Source organism: Sphingomonas sp. 3P27F8 (assembly GCF_005502745.1).
GTDB lineage: Bacteria > Pseudomonadota > Alphaproteobacteria > Sphingomonadales > Sphingomonadaceae > Sphingomonas.
This window is the reverse complement of the sequence record NZ_SCNL01000006.1, coordinates 174,484-197,441: the sequence shown is the minus strand read 5'-3', so window position 1 is coordinate 197,441 and position 22,958 is coordinate 174,484. Positions and strand designations below refer to the sequence as shown.

The 22,958-nt window shown below is 66.5% G+C and carries 21 protein-coding genes; 16 read left to right on the top strand and 5 right to left on the bottom strand.

Annotation, left to right across the window (positions count from 1 at the left end):
- Nucleotides 1–2 precede the first annotated feature (2 nt).
- Both FFS35_RS09435 and FFS35_RS09430 read left to right on the top strand, forming a co-directional pair.
- Nucleotides 3–1,145, top strand: coding sequence for a hybrid sensor histidine kinase/response regulator (locus FFS35_RS09435; protein WP_137786836.1), 1,143 nt, complete (start codon nt 3–5; stop codon nt 1,143–1,145).
- Nucleotides 1,146–1,186: 41 nt separating this feature from the next.
- Entirely contained in the window at nt 1,187–1,786 is a 600-nt protein-coding gene (locus tag FFS35_RS09430) for a DUF4126 domain-containing protein (RefSeq protein ID WP_137786835.1), read from the top strand.
- A 2-nt stretch (nt 1,787–1,788) separates the two neighbouring features.
- Here the strand turns inward: FFS35_RS09430 and FFS35_RS09425 are convergent, their stop codons facing one another.
- The 5 genes from FFS35_RS09425 to FFS35_RS09405 are packed head-to-tail and all read right to left on the bottom strand — an operon-like array spanning nt 1,789 to nt 7,197.
- Nucleotides 1,789–2,640, bottom strand: coding sequence for a MaoC family dehydratase N-terminal domain-containing protein (locus tag FFS35_RS09425; protein WP_137786834.1), 852 nt, complete (start codon nt 2,638–2,640; stop codon nt 1,789–1,791).
- Between the two features lie 21 nt (nt 2,641–2,661).
- The gene (locus FFS35_RS09420) at nt 2,662–3,891 is read right to left on the bottom strand and encodes an acetyl-CoA C-acetyltransferase (RefSeq protein WP_137786833.1); all 1,230 of its coding nucleotides are present in this window, start codon (nt 3,889–3,891) and stop codon (nt 2,662–2,664) included.
- A complete protein-coding gene (locus FFS35_RS09415; RefSeq protein WP_137786832.1) occupies nt 3,888–5,087 on the bottom strand; it encodes a CoA transferase in 1,200 nt (399 codons plus the stop codon). Before FFS35_RS09415 ends, FFS35_RS09420 begins: the two co-directional genes overlap by 4 nt.
- 6 nt (nt 5,088–5,093) lie before the next feature.
- Complete coding sequence (locus FFS35_RS09410) at nt 5,094–6,269, bottom strand: acyl-CoA dehydrogenase family protein (protein WP_137786831.1); 1,176 nt, start codon at nt 6,267–6,269, stop codon at nt 5,094–5,096.
- A gap of 10 nt (nt 6,270–6,279) precedes the next feature.
- Nucleotides 6,280–7,197 carry an SDR family NAD(P)-dependent oxidoreductase gene (locus FFS35_RS09405; RefSeq protein WP_137786830.1) on the bottom strand — a complete coding sequence of 306 codons (918 nt, stop codon included), beginning with the start codon at nt 7,195–7,197 and terminating at the stop codon, nt 6,280–6,282.
- 99 nt (nt 7,198–7,296) lie between these two features.
- On the opposite strand from FFS35_RS09405, the gene FFS35_RS09400 reads away from it, so the two are divergent.
- The 14 genes from FFS35_RS09400 (at nt 7,297) to ccoS (ending at nt 22,947) form a co-directional block, all read left to right on the top strand.
- A complete protein-coding gene (locus FFS35_RS09400) occupies nt 7,297–8,031 on the top strand; it encodes a helix-turn-helix domain-containing protein (protein WP_137786829.1) in 735 nt (244 codons plus the stop codon).
- A 66-nt stretch (nt 8,032–8,097) separates the two neighbouring features.
- Nucleotides 8,098–8,805 (top strand): fumarylacetoacetate hydrolase family protein, encoded by a 708-nt coding sequence (locus FFS35_RS09395; protein ID WP_137786828.1) that lies wholly within the window; start codon nt 8,098–8,100, stop codon nt 8,803–8,805.
- Between the two features lie 42 nt (nt 8,806–8,847).
- Nucleotides 8,848–12,855 carry a Pls/PosA family non-ribosomal peptide synthetase gene (locus FFS35_RS09390; RefSeq protein ID WP_137786827.1) on the top strand — a complete coding sequence of 1,336 codons (4,008 nt, stop codon included), beginning with the start codon at nt 8,848–8,850 and terminating at the stop codon, nt 12,853–12,855.
- Nucleotides 12,852–13,472: a 4'-phosphopantetheinyl transferase superfamily protein gene (locus tag FFS35_RS09385; protein ID WP_171007577.1), complete on the top strand. Its 621-nt coding sequence runs from the start codon at nt 12,852–12,854 to the stop codon at nt 13,470–13,472. Before FFS35_RS09390 ends, FFS35_RS09385 begins: the two co-directional genes overlap by 4 nt.
- Nucleotides 13,473–13,517: 45 nt before the next feature.
- Nucleotides 13,518–14,837, top strand: coding sequence for a radical SAM protein (locus FFS35_RS09380; protein WP_171007576.1), 1,320 nt, complete (start codon nt 13,518–13,520; stop codon nt 14,835–14,837).
- Nucleotides 14,827–15,081, top strand: a complete 255-nt coding sequence (locus FFS35_RS09375) for a hypothetical protein (protein WP_137786824.1) — start codon at nt 14,827–14,829, stop codon at nt 15,079–15,081. Before FFS35_RS09380 ends, FFS35_RS09375 begins: the two co-directional genes overlap by 11 nt.
- A 168-nt stretch (nt 15,082–15,249) precedes the next feature.
- A complete protein-coding gene (ccoN, locus tag FFS35_RS09370) occupies nt 15,250–16,899 on the top strand; it encodes a cytochrome-c oxidase, cbb3-type subunit I (RefSeq protein ID WP_137786823.1) in 1,650 nt (549 codons plus the stop codon).
- Nucleotides 16,900–16,913: 14 nt separating this feature from the next.
- Nucleotides 16,914–17,648, top strand: a complete 735-nt coding sequence (gene ccoO, locus FFS35_RS09365) for a cytochrome-c oxidase, cbb3-type subunit II (RefSeq protein ID WP_137786822.1) — start codon at nt 16,914–16,916, stop codon at nt 17,646–17,648.
- The gene (locus FFS35_RS09360) at nt 17,645–17,803 is read left to right on the top strand and encodes a cbb3-type cytochrome c oxidase subunit 3 (protein ID WP_137786821.1); all 159 of its coding nucleotides are present in this window, start codon (nt 17,645–17,647) and stop codon (nt 17,801–17,803) included. The genes ccoO and FFS35_RS09360 overlap by 4 nt, the downstream gene beginning before the upstream one ends.
- The gene (gene ccoP, locus FFS35_RS09355) at nt 17,796–18,716 is read left to right on the top strand and encodes a cytochrome-c oxidase, cbb3-type subunit III (protein WP_137786820.1); all 921 of its coding nucleotides are present in this window, start codon (nt 17,796–17,798) and stop codon (nt 18,714–18,716) included. The genes FFS35_RS09360 and ccoP overlap by 8 nt, the downstream gene beginning before the upstream one ends.
- Nucleotides 18,703–20,199, top strand: coding sequence for a cytochrome c oxidase accessory protein CcoG (gene ccoG, locus FFS35_RS09350; protein WP_137786819.1), 1,497 nt, complete (start codon nt 18,703–18,705; stop codon nt 20,197–20,199). Before ccoP ends, ccoG begins: the two co-directional genes overlap by 14 nt.
- Complete coding sequence (locus FFS35_RS09345; protein ID WP_137786818.1) at nt 20,196–20,654, top strand: FixH family protein; 459 nt, start codon at nt 20,196–20,198, stop codon at nt 20,652–20,654. Before ccoG ends, FFS35_RS09345 begins: the two co-directional genes overlap by 4 nt.
- Nucleotides 20,651–22,780, top strand: coding sequence for a heavy metal translocating P-type ATPase (locus FFS35_RS09340; protein ID WP_137786817.1), 2,130 nt, complete (start codon nt 20,651–20,653; stop codon nt 22,778–22,780). The genes FFS35_RS09345 and FFS35_RS09340 overlap by 4 nt, the downstream gene beginning before the upstream one ends.
- Nucleotides 22,777–22,947 (top strand): cbb3-type cytochrome oxidase assembly protein CcoS, encoded by a 171-nt coding sequence (ccoS, locus tag FFS35_RS09335; RefSeq protein WP_137786816.1) that lies wholly within the window; start codon nt 22,777–22,779, stop codon nt 22,945–22,947. The genes FFS35_RS09340 and ccoS overlap by 4 nt, the downstream gene beginning before the upstream one ends.
- Nucleotides 22,948–22,958 lie beyond the last annotated feature (11 nt).

The window sequence follows — 22,958 nt, the reverse complement described above, 5'->3', positions numbered from 1 at the left end:
TGATGGAGCGGGTTAATTTTCTCCTGGTCGATGATCTGGAAGGCAATCTCCTTTCGCTGGAGGCGTTGCTGCGTGGCGATGATGTGACCGTGCTGAAAGCGCGATCGGGGGAGGCGGCGCTCGAGCTGCTGTTGCACCATGATGTCGCGCTGGCGCTGCTCGATGTTCAGATGCCGGGCATGGACGGGTTCGAGCTGGCCGAATTCATGCGCGGCAACGAGCGGACCCGGCATATCCCGATCATCTTCGTGACGGCGGGGAGCGCCGACCAGCAGCGCCGCTTTCGCGGCTATGAGGCTGGCGCGGTTGATTTCATCCAGAAGCCGATCGAGCCGGATATACTGCGCAGCAAGGCGCGGATCTTCTTCGATCTCTACCGCCAGCGGCGGCGGCTCGCCGAGAAGCGCGACCAACTCGAGGCGCTGACCGCGGCACTGCGCGATGCCGATCGCCGCAAGGACGAGTTTCTCGCGATGCTGGGGCATGAACTGCGCAACCCGGTGGCGGCGCTGAGCGGCGGCCTGCACCTGCTCAATCGCCGCGACACCGGCGAGCATACCGCCGCGATCCGCGAGCAGATGGGGCGGCAGCTCACGCACCTTTCGCGCCTCATCGAGGATCTTCTCGATATCTCGCGGATAAGCGAGGGCAAGATATCGCTCCAGCGCGAGCGGATCGACCTGTGCGAGGTGGTCAGAACCGCCGTTGAGATGAGCCGGCAGGGCTTCGAGGCGAGCGAACTGGAATTCAGCGAGGAACTGCCGCCGTCGCCGGTGTGGCTGATCGCCGATCACACGCGGCTGGCGCAGGTCATCGGCAATCTGCTGATCAATGCCGCGAAATACACCCCGCCCGGCGGTGCGGTCGCGCTGAAGGTGCGTTGCGATGCGAGCCATGCGGAGATCGTCGTGGCCGACACGGGGATCGGGATTCCGATCGAGATGCAGTCGCGCATCTTCCAGATATTCGAGCAGGTCGAGGATCACCGCATCCGCGCGCAGGGTGGACTTGGCATCGGGCTGGCGCTGGTGAAGCAGCTCGTCGCACTGCACGAGGGAACCATCGCGGTGGAAAGTGGCGGGCCGGGCGCGGGCAGCACCTTCACCGTAAAGGTGCCGCTCGCGCCGGTTGCGTCCGATGCCTGATCGAGGGTGCGCCCGGCGTGGATGACTGTTAGGATACTGCAATGACAGCGGCGGGCATCCTTGGGCTGGCGGCAAGCGTCAGCCTGTTGAGCGGATGGCGCCTGTATGTCTGCGTGTTCGTCACGGGGCTTGCGATGCATTTCGGCTGGATCGCGATGCCGGCCCATCTCCATGCGCTGGATGTGTTTGCCAATCCCTGGGTGATCGCTGTCGCGGGCGTCGGCGCGGTGGCCGAATTCTTCGCGGACAAGGTGATGTGGATCGATAGCGCGTGGGATTCCGTCCACACGCTGATCCGCCCGGTCGGCGGGGCGCTGCTCGCGCTCGCCATCGTCGATCCCGGCGATCCGACGTGGCAGGTTATCGCGGTGTTGCTCGGCGGCGGCGCGGCGTTACTGACGCATGGTGCAAAGGCCGGCACCCGGGCGGTGGCCAATGCCAGCCCGGAGCCGTTCTCGAATATCGCCCTGTCAACCGGTGGAGACATTGCCACCACCGGGCTGCTGCTTACCGCCTTCGCCAGCCCGTGGGCGGCGATCGCGGTGGCCGTCATGGTCGTTGTCGTGGCGGTCGCGGTGCTGGTGTTGCTGCGGAGTTTCTATCGCCGCGTCGTCCGCAAACGCGGTACGCCTGCGCGCTGAGATCAGCGCTCGGCGCGCGCCTGCATCACGCGCCGGCCATCGGCGGCGAACGCGCCCAGTTCGATCCCTTCGCCATCGCTCTTCATCGCCAGATGCAGCGTCTCGCTCGCGATCGCGGGTGAAATGCCGCGGAAGGAGAACGTGCGCAGGGCATGATCGCCAAGCTCGCGCCGCGCCAGCTCCAGCAACAAGGTCGCCGTGAGCGGCGCCTGCACCACCAGCCCGCGATATCCCTCTTTCGATGTGGCATAAGCTAGATCGTAGTGGATGCGATGGCTGTTGAAGGTGAGCGCCGAATAGCGGAACAACAACGCTGGCGATGGCGCGATCGTGCGTACCGTGCCCCATGCCGCCGCATCGAACCTGCCGGCCCCGGCAGGCGGGGGAGCCGGCGGCGCATCCTTGGCCGCGGCCTCGCGATAGACGATCGACTGCACCTCTCGCACCGCAAGCACGCCGTCAGCGAGCACATCGTGCGCGACATCGACGAAGACGAGCTCGCCGGACGCCCCGTGCTTCTGCGACACCGACAGGATACGTGATTGCCGCGTCACCCTGTCATCGACGCGCAGCGGCCTGGCGAATTCCATCCGGCTCGATGCCCACATCCGGCGTGGCAACGTTACAGGGGGAAGGAAGCTGCGCGTGCCGAGATCACGGCGCGGATGCCCGTCCGGGCTCAGCATCGCGGTGGGCGCATCGGGGAGGCACAGGCACCAATGGTAGCCAACCGGCACCGAGCCATCATGCGGGATGGCGCGATCGAGCGTCGCGCACCAGCGTGTCACGGCGCCCAGATCCACCCGGTCGGTCTGTGTGTCGCTGCGGCCGGTCCACGCGCTCCAGTCGTCCATCATGTCCTCTCCGGTTAGCGCTCAGGCGGCGCGTTCGAAGATCGCTGCTATCCCTTGTCCGCCGCCGATGCACATGGTTTCTAGACCGTAGCGCCCGTCGCGGCGTTGCAGCTCGCGGGTGAGATTGGCGAGGATGCGACCGCCGGTCGCGCCGATCGGATGGCCCAGCGAAATGCCGGAGCCGTTGACGTTGAGGATCTCGTTGCGGCTGTCGTCCTCCGACCAGCCCCAGCCCTTGAGCACGGCCAGCACCTGCGGCGCGAACGCTTCGTTCAGCTCGACGAGATCGATATCGCCCCAGCCCAGGCCGTTGCGGGCGAACAATCGCTCGACCGCCGGCACCGGGCCGATCCCCATGCGCGCGGGGTCGCAACCCGCGGCGGCGGCGCTGTGGAACCAGGCGATCGGCTCCAGCCCCAGCTCTTCCAGCTTGTCCTCCGCGACGACGAGACAGGCGGCGGCGGCGTCATTCTGCTGGCTGGCGTTGCCGGCAGTGACGATCGCGCCCGGGATCGCCTTCGCCTCCAGCGGCTTCAGCGCGCCCAGCGTCGCCAGGCTGGCATCGGCGCGATACCCTTCGTCATGCGCGAAGATCACCGGATCGCCCTTGCGCTGCGGCACCGGAACGGGAACGAGTTCGTCATCGAACAAGCCGTTGGCCCATGCCGCAGCGGCGCGCTGGTGCGAGCGGACGGCATAGGCATCGGCCGCCTCGCGCGAAATGCCGTAATCGCGCGCGAGGTTTTCGGCCGTCTCGATCATCCCGCTGATGACGCCGAACCGCTCGATCGGCTGCGACATCAGCCGCCCGCGGGTGAGGCGATCATGCAGCATCAGCCCGCCCGCGCGGGTGCCGCGCCGGCCCTCGGTGGTATAATATTCGACGTTCGACATGCTCTCGACGCCGCCCGCGACTACCACGTCGCTCATGCCGGTCTGCACCATCATCGCGGCATTGATAACCGCCTGCAGCCCGGAGCCGCAGCGCCGATCGAGCTGATAGCCCGGCACATCGATCGGCAGACCCGCGGCGAGCCAGGACCAGTGGCCGATCGCGGGAGCCTCGGCATTGCCATAGCCTTGCGAGAAAACCACGTCGTCCACCCGCGCCGGATCGATCTTCGTCCGCTCGATCAGCGACTTGAGAATCACCGCACCAAGCTGCCCGGCATTCAGATCGGCGAGGGCGCCGCCGAACTTGCCGACGGCGGTACGGATCGGGGCGACGATGGCGGCACGGCGCTGGGTCATTGGGCAATTCCTATGATGCGGGAGTCGATGAGACGGGCGATCTCGCCCGATGAGAGCGACAGTCGTTCAGCCAGCACCTGCTCGGTATGCTGGCCGTTGCGGGGCGCGGGGCGCGGCGGCTGACGATCGAGCTGCGGCACGGTGGCGAAGGCGCCGGCGGCAGGATAGACGATGCCGCTCGGGTTTTCGGCCACGCCGAAGATCGGATTGTCCGCCACCAGGGCGGGATCCCGCACCGCTTCGGACATGCTGCGGTACGCCGAATGGACCACACCGCCAGCATCGAACGCGGCGGCGAGATCGGCGTGCGCGCGCGCCCCGACCGCCTGCTCGAATAGCGGAAACAGCGCGTCGCGATGATCGAAGCGCAGCCCGTCATCGGTAGCGAACGATACACCCAGCCGCGCTTCCGCCGCCGCGACCGCCTCTTCCAGGCCGAGCGCGGCAATCAGGTTCGCCCATTGCCGTGGCGTGACGACGACGATCATGGTCCGCACGCCATCGGCGGTGACGAAATCGCGCCCGAACAGCCCGTATACCGTATTCCCCAGCCGGGGCCGGTCATGCCCCTCGTACATCACCTCCGCCAGGCTGCCGAGATTGGCGACCGTGCCGATGGCGACATCCGAGAGCGGAATGCGGATCTCCCCGCCGTTGCCTGTTTCCGCGCGGCGTCGCAGCGCGGCGAGCAACGCGAAGGCGGCATAGGCCCCGCTCAGCAGATCCCATGCCGGCAACACATGGTTGACGGGCTCTGGCCCCGTGCCGGTGAGCAGCGGATAACCGACCGAATTGTTGACGGTATAGTCCAGTGCCGGGGTGCCATCCGCCCAGCCCATCACGCGAACGGTGATGAGATCGGCCCGTTCCTGCGCCAGCACGTCATGCGCCATGAAGCCCTTCACCGGAAAATTGGTGATGACCTGCCCGGTCACGCGGATCAGCGCCTGCAACAATTCGCGCCCCTCCGGCCGGGCGAGATCGAGCGCGACCGATTTCTTCGCGCGGTTGAGGTTTTCCCAATAGAGCGAGTCATCGTTCGCCGTGACCGGCCAGCGGCGGAAATCCGGGCCACCGCCAATCTGATCGACGCGGATCACCTCCGCCCCCATCTGCGCGCAATACAGCCCGGCAGTCGGCGATGCGACGAAGGACGATGCCTCGATCACCGACAGGCCGCCAAGCAGATCGTACACCGCCGCTCAGCCCTGTGCGTTGAATTCGCGCAGCATGTGCTTGGCGATCTGGAGCTGGAGGATCTGCGTCGTCCCCTCGTAGATGCGGTAGATGCGCGCATCGCGGAAGAAGCGCTCGGCATCATATTCCGCAAGATACCCCGCCCCGCCATAAACCTGTACGCAGCGATCAACCACGCGGCCGCACATTTCGGAGGCGAACACCTTGAACGCCGCCGCCTTGCGCAGCACGTTCTCCCCCGCATCGGCGCGGCGCGTGACGTCCGCCATCATCGTTTCTGCGGCGTAGATCTCGATCTCGCTGTCGGCGAGCATCTGCTGGATGAGCTGGAAATTGGCGATCGGCTCGCCAAACGCCTTGCGTTCGGTGGCGTAGCGGATCGCGCTGTCGAGCGCGCGGCGGGCATAAGCGGTGGCCGCCGCGCCGACCGACACGCGCCCGTTGTCCAGGCTCATCATGGCGTAAACAAAGCCCTTGCCGAGTTCCCCGCCAAGCAGCGCGTCATCGGTGACGTGGACATCTTCGAGGATGATATCGGCGATATGGCTGCCGGACTGGCCCATCTTCTTGTCGGACTTGCCGATCGACACGCCCGGCGCCTCCATCGGCACGATGAAGGCGGAGACGTGCGCGTTCTTGGGCAAATTCTCTTTGCCGGTCCGCGCCATGATGAGGCCGACCTTCGCGTGGGGCGAATTGGTGATGTAGCGTTTCGTGCCGTTCAGCACCCAGCCGGTATCGGTCTTGACGGCGCTCGTCTGCAGCCCGGCGGAATCCGATCCCGATCCGGGCTCGGTCAGCCCGAAACAGGCGATCTCGCCCGCCGCGACGCGCGGCAGCCACTCGGCCTTTTGCGCCGCCGTCCCGCCGTTCTTCAAGGCGGAGCAGAACATGCCGATGTTGATCGAGATGATCGAGCGGAACGCGGGCATCGCATAGCTCAGCGTGTGGATCGTCCGCACATATTGGCTGACGTTCATTCCCGCGCCGCCGAATTTCTCGGGCATGGTCAGCCCGAACAGACCCATATCGCGCATCTCGGCGAGAATATCGGCGGGAATCTCGTCGCTCTCGATGATCGCGCGCTCGGCCGGGATCAGTCGATCGCGCACATAGCGGTGAAGCTGCTCGATGAACTGCTCGAAGACCTCCGCGTCCATGCCGGGGTTGGTGTTGCTCATGGCGATATCCTCAAACCGGATCGTAAGGGAAAACGTGTGCCGAAACCTCGTCGGCGCGGGCGAAGCTGGAGCGGAAGGCCGGGATCAGCTCATCGGCGATGCTCTCCGCCGTCCAGCCCTCGACCTTCACCATGGAACGGATCGGGCGTGGCTTGGAGAACAGCATGATCTCGTTGCGACGCACCGAGAAGATCTGGTTCGTCACGTCAACCGATCGATCGGATGCTAGATAGGCGACGAGCGGGGCGATCTTGTCAGCGCTCATCGATTGCATCCGTTCGACGCGCTGCTTCTGTTCGGGCGTCTCGGCGGGGATGGAGGCAGTCATGCGGCTCCACGCGAAAGGGGCGATGCAATTGGATCGCACGCCGACCCGCGCCATGTCGAGCGCGATCGACTGCGACATCGCGACCAGCCCCAGTTTCGCTGCCGAATAGTTTGCCTGCCCCAGATTGCCGATCAGCCCGCTGGTGGAGGTGAAATGGATGAAGCTGCCCGATTGCTGTTCGCGAAAATAGGGCGTCGCGGCCTTTGATACGTTGAATGCGCCGGTGAGGTTGACATCGATGACGCTCGTCCAGTCCTCGTAGCTCATCTTGTGCCAGATCGTGTCGCGCAGGATGCCGGCGTTGTTCACCACCGCGTCGACCCGGCCGAAGCGCTGGACGGCATCCTCGATGACCGATGCCGCCGCCTTGGGATCGGCGACATCGGCGAGGTTGGCACAAGCCTTCCCGCCCGCCGCGACGATATCCGCCGCCGTCGTTTCGGCGGGGCCCCTGTCCGCGCCGTCGCCGCCCTGCGCCACGCCGGGATCGTTGACGACCACCGCGGCACCCTCCCGCGCGCACAGCAGCGCGATCTCGCGCCCGATGCCGCGCCCGGCGCCGGTGATCGCGACGACCTTTCCTTCAAGAATGCGGTTCACATTTTCTCTCCCGGGTCGATGTGGGGGCGATAATCCGACTTTCGAAATTCTTCAATATTGAGAATTGATTTTCATCATTGTGAAAACTAATTCTGGGCGATGACGTCTCCGGTGCGCTCCGTTTCGCAGGCTTTCGCGATTTTGCGCTTGCTCGCCGAAACCAATCCCATGTCACTCTCCGATATCGCCCGGATCGCCGGGCTCAGCCCGTCGACCTGTTTCAACCTGCTGAAAACCCTGCTGGCCGAGGGGGCGATCGAGCGGGACGCGCGGACGAAACACTATCGCCTGACGCGCGCCTGGGCGTCCAGCGATGCGCTGCGCAACGATAGCGCACGCGCGCTGGCGGAGCGCGCGCGGCCGCATATGGCGAAGCTTGCCGAGGCCAATGACGCGGCGGTCGCCTTGTGGAAGGTGATCGCGCGCGAGCGCGTCGGCCTGGTCACACGGGCGGAGAGCAAGTCCGGGCTGCGCGTCGCGCTGGCGGACGGCCAGCGGCAACCGCTCGGTGGCGGCGCGGTGGGGCGCGCGCTCGCGGCCGAGGAGAGGATAGACGAGCAGGAACTCGCGCGGCGCTATCACGCCGTGCGCTGGCAGACGCCGCTGTCGTTCGACGACTATGCCGCGCAGGTGAAGGCGGCCGCCGAACGCGGGTTCGCGCTCGATCATGGCTTCGCGCACCGTGGCATCTGTACAGTCGCGGTGCCGATCGCCGGCATCTCACCCGGCTTCGCGCTGTCCGCGTCGGTGTTCGCCGGTTCGCTGGGCGACGCCGAGATCACGGTATTGGCGGAGGGGCTGCTGCGATTGCGCGCTACCTTGCTTCCCGCCTGAAACGCGGGCTTGCGCAGGCGGCAGGCGATACGCACGTAGGCATCACGCCATCCAGGAACACGATTCATGTCCACCCCGTTCGATCCGCCCATGCTGCCGATGATCGCGGTGGACGACTGCGATGAACGCTTTCCGGCTGGACGGATCTTCTGCGTCGGCCGCAACTATGCCGATCATGCGCGCGAGATGGGCAGCGATCCCGATCGAGAGCCGCCGTTCTTCTTCTACAAGTTCGCGCAGGCGCTGGTGCCGGGCGGCGGCACGATCGCTTATCCCCCGGCGACGGCCGATCTCCATTACGAGGCAGAACTGGTCGTCGCGATCGGCAAGGGCGGCGCGGCGGTTGCGCCGGGGCGGGCGCTCGATCTCGTCTATGGCTACGCCGCCGGGCTGGACATGACGCGACGCGATCTTCAGGCACGCGCCAAGGACAAGGGCAGACCGTGGGACACCGCGAAGAATTTCGCCTGCTCGGCGCCGATCGGGTCGTTGCGGCGGGTCAGCGAAAGCGGTCATGTCGGCTCGGGCGAGATCCGGCTGACGCTAAATGGCGAGACGCGCCAGTGCGGCGACGTGGCCGACATGATCTGGCGGCCGGCCGAGGTGATCGCGCATCTGTCGCGGCTGGAGCCGCTGTTGCCGGGTGATCTGATCTACACCGGCACGCCCGCCGGCGTCGGCGCGGTCATACCCGGCGACCGGCTCGAGGTCACTATTGCCGGCCTCTCCCCGCTCGCGGTGACGATCGGGGCGCGAGACGCCGCGTTCGACTGACGCACGGGTGGCAAATGCGCGCGAAATCGCGCAGTTAGGGGCATGGCCACCGTAACCGAAATCGCTCCCACAATCTTCGCGCCGATCGCGCCCTCCCCGGCGCTTCGGGAGGACGAGCCCTATGCGCGCGATGAGCTGCTCCACGAGATTTTCGACAACGCGTGCAAGAAATTCGCCGCGAACTGCGCGGTGCGGCAGATCGATGTCGATCCCGAGAGCAGCCGCCGCACCGCGCTGACCTATAGCGAACTGCGCGATCGCGCGTGGCGTTTCGCGCGCCAGCTTCGCGATCTTGGCGTCGGGCGCGGCGACCGCGTGGTGATCTGCCTGCCGCGCGGGCTGGATCAATACATGGCGATCCTCGGCACCTTGTGGTGCGGTGCCTGCTATGTGCCCGTCGACTGGGCCTACCCGCAGGATCGGATAGACTACATCGCCAGCGATAGCGGCGCGGTGCTGGTCATCACCGAAAGCGAGCGGGCGGCGGCGATGCCGGTCCGCACGCTGGCGGTGGATATGATGCTGGGCGATCTCGCCGCTGCTGCCGCCTATCCGCCGGAGCGCACGGAGACCGGCGCGACGCCCGACGACCTGGCCTATATCATCTACACCTCGGGGACGACGGGGCGCCCCAAGGGCGTGATGATAACGCATCGCAACGCCTGCCACCTCGTCCGCTCGGAATGCGCGATCCTCGCGCTGGACGAATCCGATCGCGTGTTCGGCGGCTTCAGCCTTGCCTTCGACATGTCGGTGGAAACGATGTGGAGCGCCTTCTTCGTCGGAGGGGAGTTGCTCGTCGCATCGGAGGCGCTCGCCACCGCCGGCCCGGACATGGCGATCGTGCTGGCCGCCGAGGGGGTGACGGTGTGGCACGTCGTGCCCTCGCTGCTCAGCCTGGTGGAAACGGCCATGCCGACGCTGCGCCTGCTCAACCTTGGCGGCGAGGCATGCCCGCCGGACCTCGTCGAGCGCTGGGCGCGGCCGGGGCTTCGGATGCTCAACACCTATGGCCCGACCGAAACCACGGTGACGGCCACCTGGACGGAGGTGCAGCCCGGCCGCCGCGTCACGATCGGGCGGCCGCTGCCCGGCTATACCGCGTGGATCGTTGACGAAAAGCTATGGCCGGTCCCGGCCGGCGCCGAGGGCGAGCTGGTGATCGGTGGCCCCGGGGTCGGCGCAGGCTATGTCAATCGCCCTGATCTTACCGGCGAGAAGTTCGTCCACACCCCGTTCGACGGGCCGGAGGGCGCCCCGGTGCTGGTATATCGGTCGGGCGATCTCGTGCGGCTCGACGCGGTGGGGGATATCGATTTCATCGGTCGCATCGATACGCAGGTGAAGATCCGTGGTTTCCGCGTCGAACTGGCCGAGATCGAAGCCGTGATTGCCGACGATCCCACGATCGCGCAGGCCGTTGTCCACCTGTTCCGTGATGACGACGGCGCGGAGTTTCTCGCCTGTTTCATCGTTCCGCGCGGCGGCGCGAGCGTCGATCTGGAGACGGTGCGCGGGCGGGTGCGCGATCGGTTGCCCAATTACATGCGCCCGGCCGGCTATCAGTTGCTCGACGCGCTGCCGACGCTCCCCGCTTCGGGCAAGGTCGATCGCAAGGCGCTGCAACGCCCAACGCTCGCTCCCGTCGCCGATCGCGAGACGATCGCGCCCGCGACGCCGCTGGAGGCGACGCTGCACGCCATCTGGACGGAGTCCTTCGCGCCGCAGAAAGTGTCGGTGACCGACGATCTGTTCGAGGATCTCGGCGGCCATTCGCTGAAAGCCGCGCGGCTCGTCTCCGCGATCCGCAAGGCGCCGGGGCTGGCGGGCGTGTCGATCCAGGATCTCTATGCCGCACCCAGCATCCGCGCGCTCGCCGCCCGGCTGGAGCAGGCCGCGCCGGAGCAATCGGCGGATGCGCCGCCGTTCCACCGGATCGCGGCGTGGAAGCGCTGGCTGTGTGGGCTGGCGCAGACCATCGCGCTGATCCCGATCTTCACGATCGCGGGCCTGCAATGGTTTTTCCCCTATGTCGCCTACACCCGGCTCGCCGATCAGGTCGATCGCGTGACGGCGCTGATGCTGAGCGGCCTTGCCTTCATGTTCATCCCGCCGCTGGCGATGTTCGCGTCGATCATCGTAAAATGGCTGGTGATCGGGCGCTTTCGCGCTGGTGATTATCCGCTGTGGGGCAGCTATTATTTCCGCTGGTGGTTCGTCCGCCGCTTTTCGGAGGTGATCGCGACGCCGTATCTGGCGGGCACGCCGCTCATCCGCACTTATTACCGGCTGCTCGGCGCGAAGGTCGGAAGCGATGCCTTCATCGGGCGTGGCAATATCGACGTGGCCGATCTGGTGACGATCGGCGAGGGCGCGATCGTCAGCGATTACGCGATGCTCGCGACCAGTTCGGTCGAGCGCGGGCTGTTGCGGCTCGGTCGGGCGGAAATCGGGCGCGGAGCCTTTGTCGGATCGATGGCGGTGGTAGGGCGCGACAGTGTGATCGGCGAGGGGGCCGCGCTGGAGGATCTTTCCGCGCTGCCCGTCGGCGAGCATATCCCAGCCCATGAGCGCTGGAGCGGATCGCCCGCCGCGCGCATCGAAAGCGGCATCGTCTGGGAGCCGCGCCCGCGCGGTGGCGCCGTGCGGCGCTTGCTCGTCGGCCTTGCGCTCACGCTGGCCGCGCTGATCCTGCCGCTGGTGGCGATCGTCCCGATCGCACCGGGGCTCATCGCGATGATCGAGATCGACTGGCGCAGCGAAAGCTACACCTATCTGATGCTCTCGCCCGTGCTGGCGACCACCTATGTGATCCTGATGTGCGTGCTGACGGTGATCGCCAAACGGCTGTTCCTGGGCCGCGTCCGCCCGGGTGCGTATCGCATGGATAGCTGGTTCTACGTGCGCTTCTGGTTCGTCCAGCAGGTGAACGATCTGGCGCTGCGGCTGCTGCACCCGATCTACGCGACGCTCTATGTCATCCCCTGGTATCGCGCGCTTGGCGTGAAGGTGGGGCGGCGCGCGGAAATTTCCACCGCGGCCGCGATCGTGCCCGATCTCGTCGATATCGGGCCGGAAAGCTTCATCGCCGATGCGGTGTTGTTCGGCGCGGCGCGGGTGGAGCCGGGCGCGATCCGGCTGGCGCATACGAAGATCGGCCGTCGCACCTTCATCGGCAATTCCGCGCTGCTCCCCACCGGCGCCACGATCGGCGACGGCGTGCTGATCGGCGTGCTGTCCAAGCCGCCGGCCGATGGCGCGGCGGCGCGTGCGGACGGCACCTGGTTCGGCTCCCCGCCGATCTCGCTGCCGGTACGCCAGACGGTGGGGCTGTTCGACGAGGGCGCGCGCTTCAATCCCGGGCCGAAGCTGGTGGCCAAGCGCTTGTCGATCGAGGCGATTCGGGTCACGCTGTCGCTGACCTTGTTCATCGTGTTCTTCAGTCTCTTGCTATCGGCGGTGGGCGAGATCGACGACATGCGTAATGGTGGCTACCTCGTGCTCGTCGCCTTCCCGTTCCTCTACGTCGGCTTTGCGCTGGCCTGCGGGCTGACGGTGGTGGCACTCAAATGGCTGGTGATGGGGCGCTACAGGCAGACCACGCAGCCATTGTGGAGCACCTTCGTCTGGCGAACCGAACTGGTGACGGCGACGTACGAAAACCTTGCCGTGCCCAATCTGCTGGAGCCGCTGCGGGGCACGCCATGGCTGCCGGCCTACCTGCGGCTGATGGGGTGCAGGATCGGGCGGCGCTGCTATCTCGATACGACAGACCTTACCGAGCACGATCTGGTGACGATCGGTGACGATGTGGCGCTTAATGATTTCGCCGGGCTCCAGACGCATCTGTTCGAGGATCGCGTGATGAAAGTGAGCGGCGTGACTGTTAACGATCGTGCGACGATCGGCTCCTATGCGATCGTGCTCTACGATGCCGAGATCGGGGAGGACGCGCAGCTTGGCGATCTTTCGGTGGTGATGAAGGGCGAATATCTGCCCCGCGGCACTTCATGGGAAGGCTCGCCCGCCCGCCTCGCGCGCGGCGGATGACCCAGGTGATGTGGGCGGCGGCGGGCGGCGCGATTCCCGCGCTTCCTCCGGATACCGCCCTTGTCTGGCATGGCCGGCTGGATGCAGCCAGCCCGCTGGTCGCCCGCGCCGCGCTGACGACGGACGACCTCGCCGATCTCGCGCATCGTCCGCACGCCGAATGGGGTGCGGCGCGGCGACGGATCTCGCGGGCGCTGCTGGCTGCGGTGGCTGAAGTACATCCGGATGGAATTATTCTATCACGATCCTGTTTCGGCGCGCTTGGCATAATCTCGCCGGCAGGCTGGTACATCAGTATGGCTGGCCAGCATGGCTGGTGCGCCATCGCGCTCGCCCGCGTGCCGGTCGGCGTCGATATCGAGCCGCTCGACCAATGCGCGCCTCCGGCCGATCTGTTCAGCGCGCGCGAACTGCGGGAAGGCGGCGACCGACTGGCCAGATGGACGCTCAAGGAAGCGCACGCCAAGCGCTTCGGCCGCGCGGACATCGCCGAGCCGCAGGCGATCGAGACCGATCTTTCCGGCGAACCGCCCATCGCGACTTCTGCCGGCGGGGCCTCGCATTGCTTTCTGCACCGCGCCGGTGGCGCGATCGTGGCGGTCGCGCTGCCGGCTTGACGGCGGTCAAATACCGGAGCCGGGATCCGCGATAGCCGGATCAGCATGTGGACCTATCATCCCGAGCTGCTGGCGACGCCGGTGCCGCGTTACACCAGTTTCCCCACTGCCGCAGAATTCGGCGAAATGGGTGCGCGCGATATGGAGGAGGCGCTGGCGGGCGTTGCGCCGGATGCGGCGATGTCGCTGTATCTCCACATACCTTATTGCCATGAAATCTGCTGGTACTGCGGGTGCAATACCGGCGCCGCGAACCGCGCGGCACGGATCGGCGCATATCTCCAGCGGCTGAGCGAGGAGGTGGAGCTGGTCGCGCGGCGGCTCGGCGGGCGCGGGCGCATCGGCCGGATCGCATTCGGGGGCGGCAGCCCCAACGCGCTGGAGCCGGCGCAGTTCGCGCTGCTGCTGGCTCAGGTGCGTCGGGCCTTTGCCTGCCCGGAGGCCTCCGTTTCGGTCGAGCTGGACCCTCGCCACTTCGCGCCGGCTTGGGATGACGTGTTCGCGACGGTGGGGATCGCGCGCGCGAGCCTTGGTGTGCAGACCTTCGCCCCCGCGCTTCAGGCCGCGATCGGCCGGATCCAGCCGCGTGCATTGATCGCTGACGTCACCGCGCGCTTGCGCGCCAGCGGCGTGCGCTCGATCAACTATGATCTAATGTATGGCCTGCCGGCGCAGGACGTGTCCATGCTGATCGAGACGATCGACACCGCGCTCGACATGGCGCCGGACCGGTTAGCGGTGTTCGGATATGCCCACGTGCCCCATCTTATCCCACGCCAGCGCCGCATCGATACGGCAGCATTGCCAGGGCCGGAGGCACGCTTCCGTCAGGCGGAGGCGGCGCAGCTGCGGCTGCTGGATGACGGCTGGCAGGCTATCGGATTTGACCATTTCGCGCGCCCGGCGGATGAATTGGCGGTGGCCGAGCGGCGGGGCCGGCTGCGGCGGAATTTCCAGGGCTTTACCGACGATCCGGCGGACGTGCTGATCGGCGTGGGCGTTTCGGCGATCAGCAGTTTTTCCGGCGCGCTGCTCCAGAACGAGAAGAATGCCGGCCGCTATCACTTGCGGATCGCCAACGGCCAGTTCGCGGCGGCGCGCGGAATCCGGCGCGACGCGCTCGACCGGCGGCGCGGCGTGGCGATCGAGCAGTTGCTGTGCCGGGGCAGCGCCGATCTCGCCGGATTGCCGGATCTCGCCGGGGTGCGTGCACGTCTCCGGCCGTTCGCGGCGGAGCGGCTGATCGGCTGGAGCGGCACGCGGGTGACGCTCATGCCCGAAGCGCTACCCTATGCACGCGCGATCGCCGCGACGATCGACCCCTATCGCCAGCAAAGCGCGACACGGTTCAGCAGTGCAGTGTAATCTGCCGGCGCGGGCGTTGGTGGGCGCGGCGGTGATCGGGTTTGCCGCCGTTCCGTTGCATGCCTTCATGCCGATGCCGGGGATGGCGATCGCGATCTGCGGCCAGCCCGGCCATGCAATCACCATTCCGTTCGATCGGCAGAAGCGCCCAGCGCGCGATGATGGCATGTGGGGCTGCCATAGCTGCGCGCCGCGCAAGCGCGCCGGGGCGGATTGCCCGTGCGGGGACGATGAACCTGCCTGAATTATTGCGCCTTTGACGCGGATCAAGGCGACCGGGCTCGCACCCCGCAAGATCGACAGGCCGGACGCCGGGGGGTGATCGGCATCTTTCCGGAATACGGGAGGGGGGCGCGGCCGGCCGGCACGGGAACGGGCGGCCGCGCCATCCTTCCGCAACGAGGTGTACCGAATGGCAAAGGATATCAGCGCCTCCGCCGGGTGGCTGTTCATCGCGCTGCTGGCGTTGCTGGCATCGGCCACGGCGGTGGATGGTGGATTCGCGATCCATATGGGCATCGCGGCCGTCGCAGCTTTTTTCGTCGCGGTGCGCGGGCTGGGGGCCAAGGCGCGCGACGGCATGGGACCGCGCGTTTCGCCCGCGATGGCGGGCAGCTATTATGACGACGTGATTCGCTGGGGCGTGATCGCGACGGTCTTCTGGGGCGTCGTCGGGTTCCTTGTCGGCGTGCTGATCGCCGCGCAGCTAACCTTTCCACAGCTCAATTTCGCGCCGTTCGTCAATTTCGGTCGCATTCGGCCGCTCCATACCTCCGCGGTGATCTTCGCCTTTGGTGGAAATGCCCTGCTGGCAACGAGTTTCTATGTCGTGCAGCGCACATGTCGCGCGCGCCTGTTCTGGCCGAACCTCGCGAATTTCGTGTTCTGGGGCTATCAGCTATTCATCGTGCTGGCCGCGAGCGGCTACGTCATGGGCATCACCGAGGGCCGCGAATATGCGGAGCCCGAATGGTATGTCGATATCTGGCTGACGATCGTGTGGGTCGCGTATCTCGCGGTATTCGCCGGCACGATCGTGCGCCGTTCGGAACCGCACATCTATGTCGCCAACTGGTTCTATCTCGCGTTCATCATCACGATCGCGATGCTTCACATCGTCAACAATCTGTCGATGCCGGTCAGCCTTGTCGGCTCCAAATCCTATTCCGCCTTTTCCGGCGTTCAGGATGCGCTGACGCAATGGTGGTACGGCCACAATGCGGTGGGATTCTTCCTGACCGCCGGCTTCCTGGGCATGATGTATTATTTCGTGCCGAAGCAGGCGGAGCGGCCGATCTACAGTTATCGCCTGTCGATCGTCCATTTCTGGTCGCTGATCTTCCTCTACATCTGGGCCGGTCCGCACCATCTGCACTACACCGCGCTGCCGGATTGGGCGCAGACGCTCGGAATGGTGTTCTCGGTGATGCTGTGGATGCCGAGCTGGGGCGGCATGATAAACGGCCTGATGACGCTGAACGGCGCGTGGGACAAGATCCGCACCGATCCGATCATCCGCATGATGGTGTTCGCGCTCGCCTTCTACGGCATGAGCACGTTCGAGGGGCCGATGATGTCGGTGAAGACCGTCAACTCGCTCTCGCATTACACCAACTGGACGATCGGCCACGTCCATTCCGGGGCGCTCGGCTGGAACGGGATGATTACGTTCGGCGCGATCTATTTCATGACGCCGCGATTGTGGGGGCGTGAGCGGCTGTATTCGCTGCGCATGGTCAACTGGCACTTCTGGTGCGCGACTTTGGGCATCGTTCTCTACGCCTCCTCGATGTGGGTCGCAGGCATTACGCAGGGGCTGATGTGGCGCGAATATGGGGATGACGGCTACCTCGTCTATTCCTTTGCCGAGGTCGTGGCGGCGCTCCATCCCTATTACCTGATCCGCACGCTGGGCGGCCTGCTCTATATCACCGGCGCCTTCTTCATGGTGTGGAACGTGTGGATGACGGTGCGCGGCAGGCTTCGCGCCGAAGCACCGATGACCGCCGCCGCCTTCGATCCCGAGCGCGACCGTCCACTTGCTCCCGCCCTCGCTCGATAAGGAAAGGCTGCGCCATGGCTAGCTGGGCAAATCGCCACAAGAAGATCGAACGCAACGTCACACTGCTGGGCTTACTCGCGCTCGCGGTGGTCGCGATCGGCGGCATCGTGGAGATCGCGCCACTGTTCTGGATCGAGACGACCGTGAAGCATGTCGACGGTGTGCGACCCTACACGCCGCTCGAACTGGCGGGCCGGAACATCTACATCCGCGAGGGCTGCTATGGCTGCCACAGCCAGATGATCCGCCCGTTCCGCGACGAGGTGGAGCGTTACGGGCATTACAGCCTCGCCGCGGAGAGCATGTACGACCACCCGTTTCAATGGGGATCGGAACGTACCGGCCCCGATCTGGCGCGCGTCGGCGGCCGCTATTCCGACGAATGGCACGTCCAGCACCTGAAAGATCCGCGGGCCGTGGTGCCGGAATCGATCATGCCGAAATACGCCTTCCTCGCCGAGCACAACCTGGACACCAGCCGGCTGGGCGACGATCTCGCCGCGCTGCGCAAGGTGGGCGTGCCGTACACCGACGAGGATATCGCCAAGGCTGACGAGGACGCACGGACGCAGGGCTTCGGCGAGGGCGACACCGCCGGCCTCGCGAAACGCTACCCCAGGGTGCAGGCGCGCGATTTTGATGGCGATCCGGGGCGGATCACCGAGATGGATGCGCTGATCGCCTATCTCCAGGGGCTTGGCACGCAGGTCGACTACAGGTCGGCGCAGGCCCGGGAGGCGGCGCAATGAGCTACGAAACGCTGCGGCACCTGGCCGACAGCTACGGGCTGATCGTGATGACCGGCGTGTTTGTCGTACTGATCGGCTGGGCCTTCCTGCCGCACAACCGCGAGGCGAACCGCCGCGCCGCCAACAGCATCTTCGACGAGAACGATCATGGCTGAGAACAAGCGCATCGATCATGCCACCGGCACCAGCACGGTCGGGCACGAGTGGGATGGGATCGAGGAACTCGACACGCCGATGCCGCGCTGGTGGCTGCTGATCTTCTACGCCACGATCGTGTTCGCGATCGGCTATGCGATCGTTTACCCCGCCGTGCCATTGCTTCACCGGGCGACACCGGGGCTGTGGGGCTGGTCGAGCCGAGCCGATCTCGCACACGATACCGCAAAGGAGAACGCCCGTCGCGCGCCGATCCTCGCAGCGCTCGCACGCACGCCGATCGAGCAGCTTCCCGGCGATCCGAAGCTGCTCGCGGCGGCGGTGGAGGGCGGGCGTTCCGCCTTCAAGGTGCATTGCGTGCAATGCCATGGCTCGGGCGCGGCGGGGAGCAAGGGCTATCCCAACCTGAACGACGACGACTGGCTGTGGGGCGGCGATCTCCGGGCGATCCAGCAGACGATCACGCATGGCATCCGCCAACCCGGCGACGATCAGACGCGCATGTCTCAGATGCCGGCATTCGGGCGTGACGGCATGCTGACCCCCGGCGAGGTCGAGGATGCGGTGTCCTATGTCCGCTACGTTTCGCATCAGGAGGCCGCGAGCGTCGCGGCGAAACGGGGCAAGGCATTGTTCGCCGCCAATTGCGCCGTCTGCCACGGGCCGGATGCGAAGGGTGATCGCACGCTGGGTGCGCCGAACCTGACCGACGCGATCTGGCTCTATGGCGGGGATCGCGACACGCTGGTGCATACCGTCACCAACGCGCGGTTTGGCATCATGCCGGCCTGGGGACGGCGGCTCGATCCCGTGACGATCAAGATGCTCGCTGCCTATGTCCATTCGCTCGGCGGCGGCGAGATGAACCGTTCGATGATGGCGGCGGCGGCGGACGCGAATGCCCGCCGCTGACGCCTTCGAAAACCCCACGCCGCGCTTTTTCGAGGCGCGGCGCAAGGTGTTTCCGCGCCGCGTGTCGGGTACGTTCCGGCGCCTGAAATGGGCGATCATGGCCGTGACGCTGCTGATCTATTACGTCACGCCATGGCTGCGCTGGAATCGCGGCGCGTTCGCGCCCAGCCAGGCGGTGCTGGTCGATCTCGCGCATCGCCGCTTCTACATGTTCGCGATCGAAATCTGGCCGAACGAATTCTACTATGTCGTCGGGCTGCTGGTCATGGCGGCGGTGGGGCTGTTCCTCGTCACGTCCGCGGTTGGCCGCGCGTGGTGCGGCTATGCCTGCCCGCAGACGGTATGGACCGACCTGTTCGTCCACGTTGAACGCGCGATCGAGGGCGATCGCAATGCGCAGATCAGGCTCGATCGCGCGCCCTGGGGCGCGGAGAAGATCGCCAAGCGCGTGGCCAAGTTCCTGGTTTGGCTACTCATCGCTGCCGCCACCGGGGGCGCATGGATATTCTACTTCGCCGATGCGCCGGCGCTGGCGCGCGAATTCATGAAGGGCAGCGCGCCGTTCGTCGCCTATTCGACGGTCGGAATTCTCACCTTCACCACCTTCACGCTCGGCGGGCTGATGCGCGAGCAGGTGTGCATCTATATGTGTCCGTGGCCGCGCATCCAGTCCGCCATGATGGACGAGAAGTCGCTTGCGGTCACCTACAAGCACTGGCGTGGCGAGCCGCGCACCCACGGCCTGAAACGCGCGCAGGCGGAGCCGGGCGCCCCGGCACCCGCGCTCGTTCGACTGGCGCAGGGGGAAAAGGCCGGCGACTGCATCGATTGTGGTGCCTGCATCGCGGTTTGCCCTACCGGGATCGATATCCGCGAAGGGCCGCAGATCGGCTGCATCACCTGCGGCCTGTGCATCGATTCGTGTGACGAGATCATGGCGAAGGTCGGCCGCGAGCCGCACCTGATCGGCTATACGACCGAGGCGGACATGAGGCGCGCGGCGGCCGGCGAAGCGCCCGTGTCACCGCTCAAGCGGCTGCTGCGCATGCGCACGATCGCCTATTTCCTGATCTGGCTGGGCGTCGGCTGTGGCATGCTGTTCGCGCTCGGCACGCGCACGCACATCGGGATGAGCGTGCTCCAGACGCGAAATCCGCTCTGGGTGCGACTTTCCGACGGCGCTATCCGCAACACCTACACCGTGAAGCTCAGCAACATGGAGGGCCGCGCGCGCACCTTCGTGGTGACGCTGTCAGGCATTGACGCGGCACTATGGAAGGAGGGCGGCGCGCGCGACACGGCGGGAAAATCGGTGACAATCACCGTTCCGGCGGATCGCGTCGCCAAAGCGCAGCTTTTTGTCGCCGCGCCAGCCGCAGGGGCGACGCGCAGCGACGTGCGCTTCATCGCCACGACGCTCGATTCACCACCCGAAAGTGCGGACGACACCAGCTATTTCGAACGCCCGGAGAGCAACCGATGACGCGCACCTTCACCGGCCGGCACATGACAATGATCCTCGTCGCCTTCTTCGGCGTGGTGATAGCGGTGAACGTGATGATGGCGCGGTTCGCGATCAGCACATTTGGCGGCGAGGTGGTGGAAAACAGCTACGTCGCCAGTCAGCATTACGATCGCTGGCTCGCAGAGGCGCGCGCGCAAGTGAACGCCGGCTGGCGCGCCGATACCACGGGTGCGGCAAACCGGCTCTCCGTATCGCTCACCCGGCGCGGCGTGCCTGCGCCTGACGTTCGGCTCACAGCCACGGCACGCCACCCGCTCGGCCGCCTGCCGGATCGCGTGCTGACGCTCCACTGGGATGCGGCGAGCGCGCGCTATGTCGCGGATCAGATGTTGCCGTCGGGGCGCTGGCTGATCGAGATCATCGGCCTGCGCGGAACCCAGCGGCTGCGCTTCGAGGACGAGGTGCGGATATGACTGCCGCCGCCCGTCCGCAGGCACCGGCGCGATCGCTCGCCGCATCGACCTTCGTGGTCCAAGGGCTGCGCTGCGCCGGTTGCATCTCCAAGCTGGAGCATGGGCTGGTGGCGCTCCCGGGCGTGGCAGCGGCGCGGGTGAACTTCACGAACCGGCAGGTGCGCGTCGATCATCTGGACGAGCTCGGTGAGGATGCGCTGGTGGCCGCTATTGCCGATCTCGGCTTCACCGCCCACACCTTCGCCGGCGATACAGCAGATATCACCCGCAGCGAATCGCGCCGGCTGGTGCTGGCGCTTGCGGTCGCCGGCTTCGCGATGATGAACGTGATGCTGCTGTCGGTGTCGATCTGGTCCGGCGCGGACGGCGCGACGCGGCAGTTATTCCATTGGCTCTCGGCGCTGATCGCGCTGCCCACCGTTGCATATTCGGGCCGCATCTTCTTCGCGAGCGCGTGGAGCGCGCTGCGGCGCGGACGCACCAATATGGACGTGCCGATTTCTATCGGGGTGCTCGTCACCGTCGCGATGAGCCTGTACGAAACGGTGCTTGGCGGCGCGCATGCGTATTTCGACGGCGTGGTGATGCTGCTGTTTTTTCTGCTCGGCGGCCGCTTCCTGGATAGCGTCATGCGCGATCGTGCGCGCGGCGGGGTGGATGCGCTGCTCCGCCGCCTGCCCGCCGAGGCGACCGTGATCGCGCGGGATGGCGCGCATCAGCGCCGCGTCATCGCGGAGCTCTCGCCGGGGATGCGGATGCTGGTTGCCGCCGGCGAGCGCATCGCCGCCGATGGCGTGGTGGAGGACGGCGTGAGTGCGGTCGATCGGTCGCTCGTCACCGGGGAGAGCATGGCCGAGCCCGTGGCGCCGGGCGCTGAAGTGCTGGCCGGCACGATCAACCTTTCCGCACCGCTGACCGTTAAGGTGACGCGTGCGGGAGCGGCAACCACGATCGCCGATATCGCGCGGCTGATGGAAAGCGCGGGTCAGGCAAAATCGCGGCATATGCGGATCGCTGACCGCGCCTCCCGGCTTTATGCGCCTGCTGTCCACACGCTGGCGGCGCTGACACTGGCGGGCTGGCTGGCTTTCGGGGCGGGCTGGCACACCGCTCTTACCAATGCGGTGGCGGTGCTCATCATCACCTGTCCTTGCGCGCTTGGGCTGGCGGTGCCGGTGGCGCAGGTGGTTGCGGCCGGCGCGCTGATGCGTGCTGGCGTGCTGGTAAAGGACGGGTCCGCGCTGGAACGGCTCGCGCAGGCGGATATCGCGCTGCTCGACAAGACCGGGACAATCACGCTCGGGCGGCCCGAGGTGCGGGGCGGCCTGCCTGCGGCCCCCGCCGACCGCGCAATCCTGCACGCGCTCGCCCGCGCCAGCCGCCATCCGAGCGCGCTCGCGGTGGCGTCGGCGCTTGCGGACGAGCCGGTTGCATTGGTTGAGGACGTGGTTGAGGAGGCGGGGTTTGGCATGCGGGGTACAGCGGGCGGCGTCGAGGCGCGGCTGGGTCGGCCAGGCTGGGCTGGGCCCGCGGGCGATAACGCCTCAATCGTCTTTCGTATCGACGGACATCCCGCGTGGTCGATCGGGGTCGCCGATCAGCCGCGCGCGGACGCCGCGGCAGCGGTCATGCGCTTGGCCGCGCAGGGGCTTGCCCCCGAGATTCTTTCGGGAGACACGGCAGGCGTGGTCGATGCGCTGGTTGCCCGGCTCGCCATTCCCGGCCACGCGCGCCTCACCCCACAGGACAAATATGCGATGGTCCGCGCGAGCGAGGACGCTGGGCATCGCGTATTGATGGTCGGTGACGGAATTAACGACGGCCCGGCGCTGAAGGCCGCCTTTGTCTCGATGGCCCCGGCGACCGCCAGCGACGTCGGCCAGATGGCCGCCGATCTGGTGTTTCTCGGCGACCGGCTGGCCCCGGTGCCGATCGCGGTTTCCGCCGCGCGCCGCACCATGCGGATCGTCGCGCAGAATTTTGCGCTGGCGATCGGATACAACCTGCTCGCGGTGCCGCTCGCGATCGCGGGTCTCGTCACGCCGCTGGTCGCAGCGCTCGCAATGTCCGGCTCGTCGCTGATCGTCGTGGCGAACGCCATGCGACTGCGGAACGCGGCGCGGTGAACACGGTCGGCATTCTGATTCCGATCGCGTTGCTGCTGGGGCTTTTCGGTCTGGCCGCGTTCTTCTGGGCGGTCCGCACCGGACAGTATGACGATATCGACGGGGCGGCGTTGCGCATCCTCAACGACGAGGAACCTGAGGAGCGGCTTACCGATCCTCGGAATTGATCCGAAGTCGC

Bases quoted from the DNA above. Each gene is read 5' to 3' on its own strand.
- FFS35_RS09435 (WP_137786836.1), top strand. From the start codon at position 3: ATGGAGCGGGTTAATTTTCTCCTGGTCGATGATCTGGAAGGCAATCTC.
- FFS35_RS09430 (WP_137786835.1), top strand. From the start codon at position 1,187: ATGACAGCGGCGGGCATCCTTGGGCTGGCGGCAAGCGTCAGCCTGTTG.
- FFS35_RS09425 (WP_137786834.1), bottom strand. From the start codon at position 2,640: ATGGACGACTGGAGCGCGTGGACCGGCCGCAGCGACACACAGACCGAC.
- FFS35_RS09420 (WP_137786833.1), bottom strand. From the start codon at position 3,891: ATGACCCAGCGCCGTGCCGCCATCGTCGCCCCGATCCGTACCGCCGTC.
- FFS35_RS09410 (WP_137786831.1), bottom strand. From the start codon at position 6,269: ATGAGCAACACCAACCCCGGCATGGACGCGGAGGTCTTCGAGCAGTTC.
- FFS35_RS09400 (WP_137786829.1), top strand. From the start codon at position 7,297: ATGACGTCTCCGGTGCGCTCCGTTTCGCAGGCTTTCGCGATTTTGCGC.
- FFS35_RS09395 (WP_137786828.1), top strand. From the start codon at position 8,098: ATGTCCACCCCGTTCGATCCGCCCATGCTGCCGATGATCGCGGTGGAC.
- FFS35_RS09390 (WP_137786827.1), top strand. From the start codon at position 8,848: ATGGCCACCGTAACCGAAATCGCTCCCACAATCTTCGCGCCGATCGCG.
- FFS35_RS09385 (WP_171007577.1), top strand. From the start codon at position 12,852: ATGACCCAGGTGATGTGGGCGGCGGCGGGCGGCGCGATTCCCGCGCTT.
- FFS35_RS09380 (WP_171007576.1), top strand. From the start codon at position 13,518: ATGTGGACCTATCATCCCGAGCTGCTGGCGACGCCGGTGCCGCGTTAC.
- ccoN (WP_137786823.1), top strand. From the start codon at position 15,250: ATGGCAAAGGATATCAGCGCCTCCGCCGGGTGGCTGTTCATCGCGCTG.
- ccoO (WP_137786822.1), top strand. From the start codon at position 16,914: ATGGCTAGCTGGGCAAATCGCCACAAGAAGATCGAACGCAACGTCACA.
- FFS35_RS09360 (WP_137786821.1), top strand. From the start codon at position 17,645: ATGAGCTACGAAACGCTGCGGCACCTGGCCGACAGCTACGGGCTGATC.
- ccoP (WP_137786820.1), top strand. From the start codon at position 17,796: ATGGCTGAGAACAAGCGCATCGATCATGCCACCGGCACCAGCACGGTC.
- ccoG (WP_137786819.1), top strand. From the start codon at position 18,703: ATGCCCGCCGCTGACGCCTTCGAAAACCCCACGCCGCGCTTTTTCGAG.
- FFS35_RS09345 (WP_137786818.1), top strand. From the start codon at position 20,196: ATGACGCGCACCTTCACCGGCCGGCACATGACAATGATCCTCGTCGCC.
- FFS35_RS09340 (WP_137786817.1), top strand. From the start codon at position 20,651: ATGACTGCCGCCGCCCGTCCGCAGGCACCGGCGCGATCGCTCGCCGCA.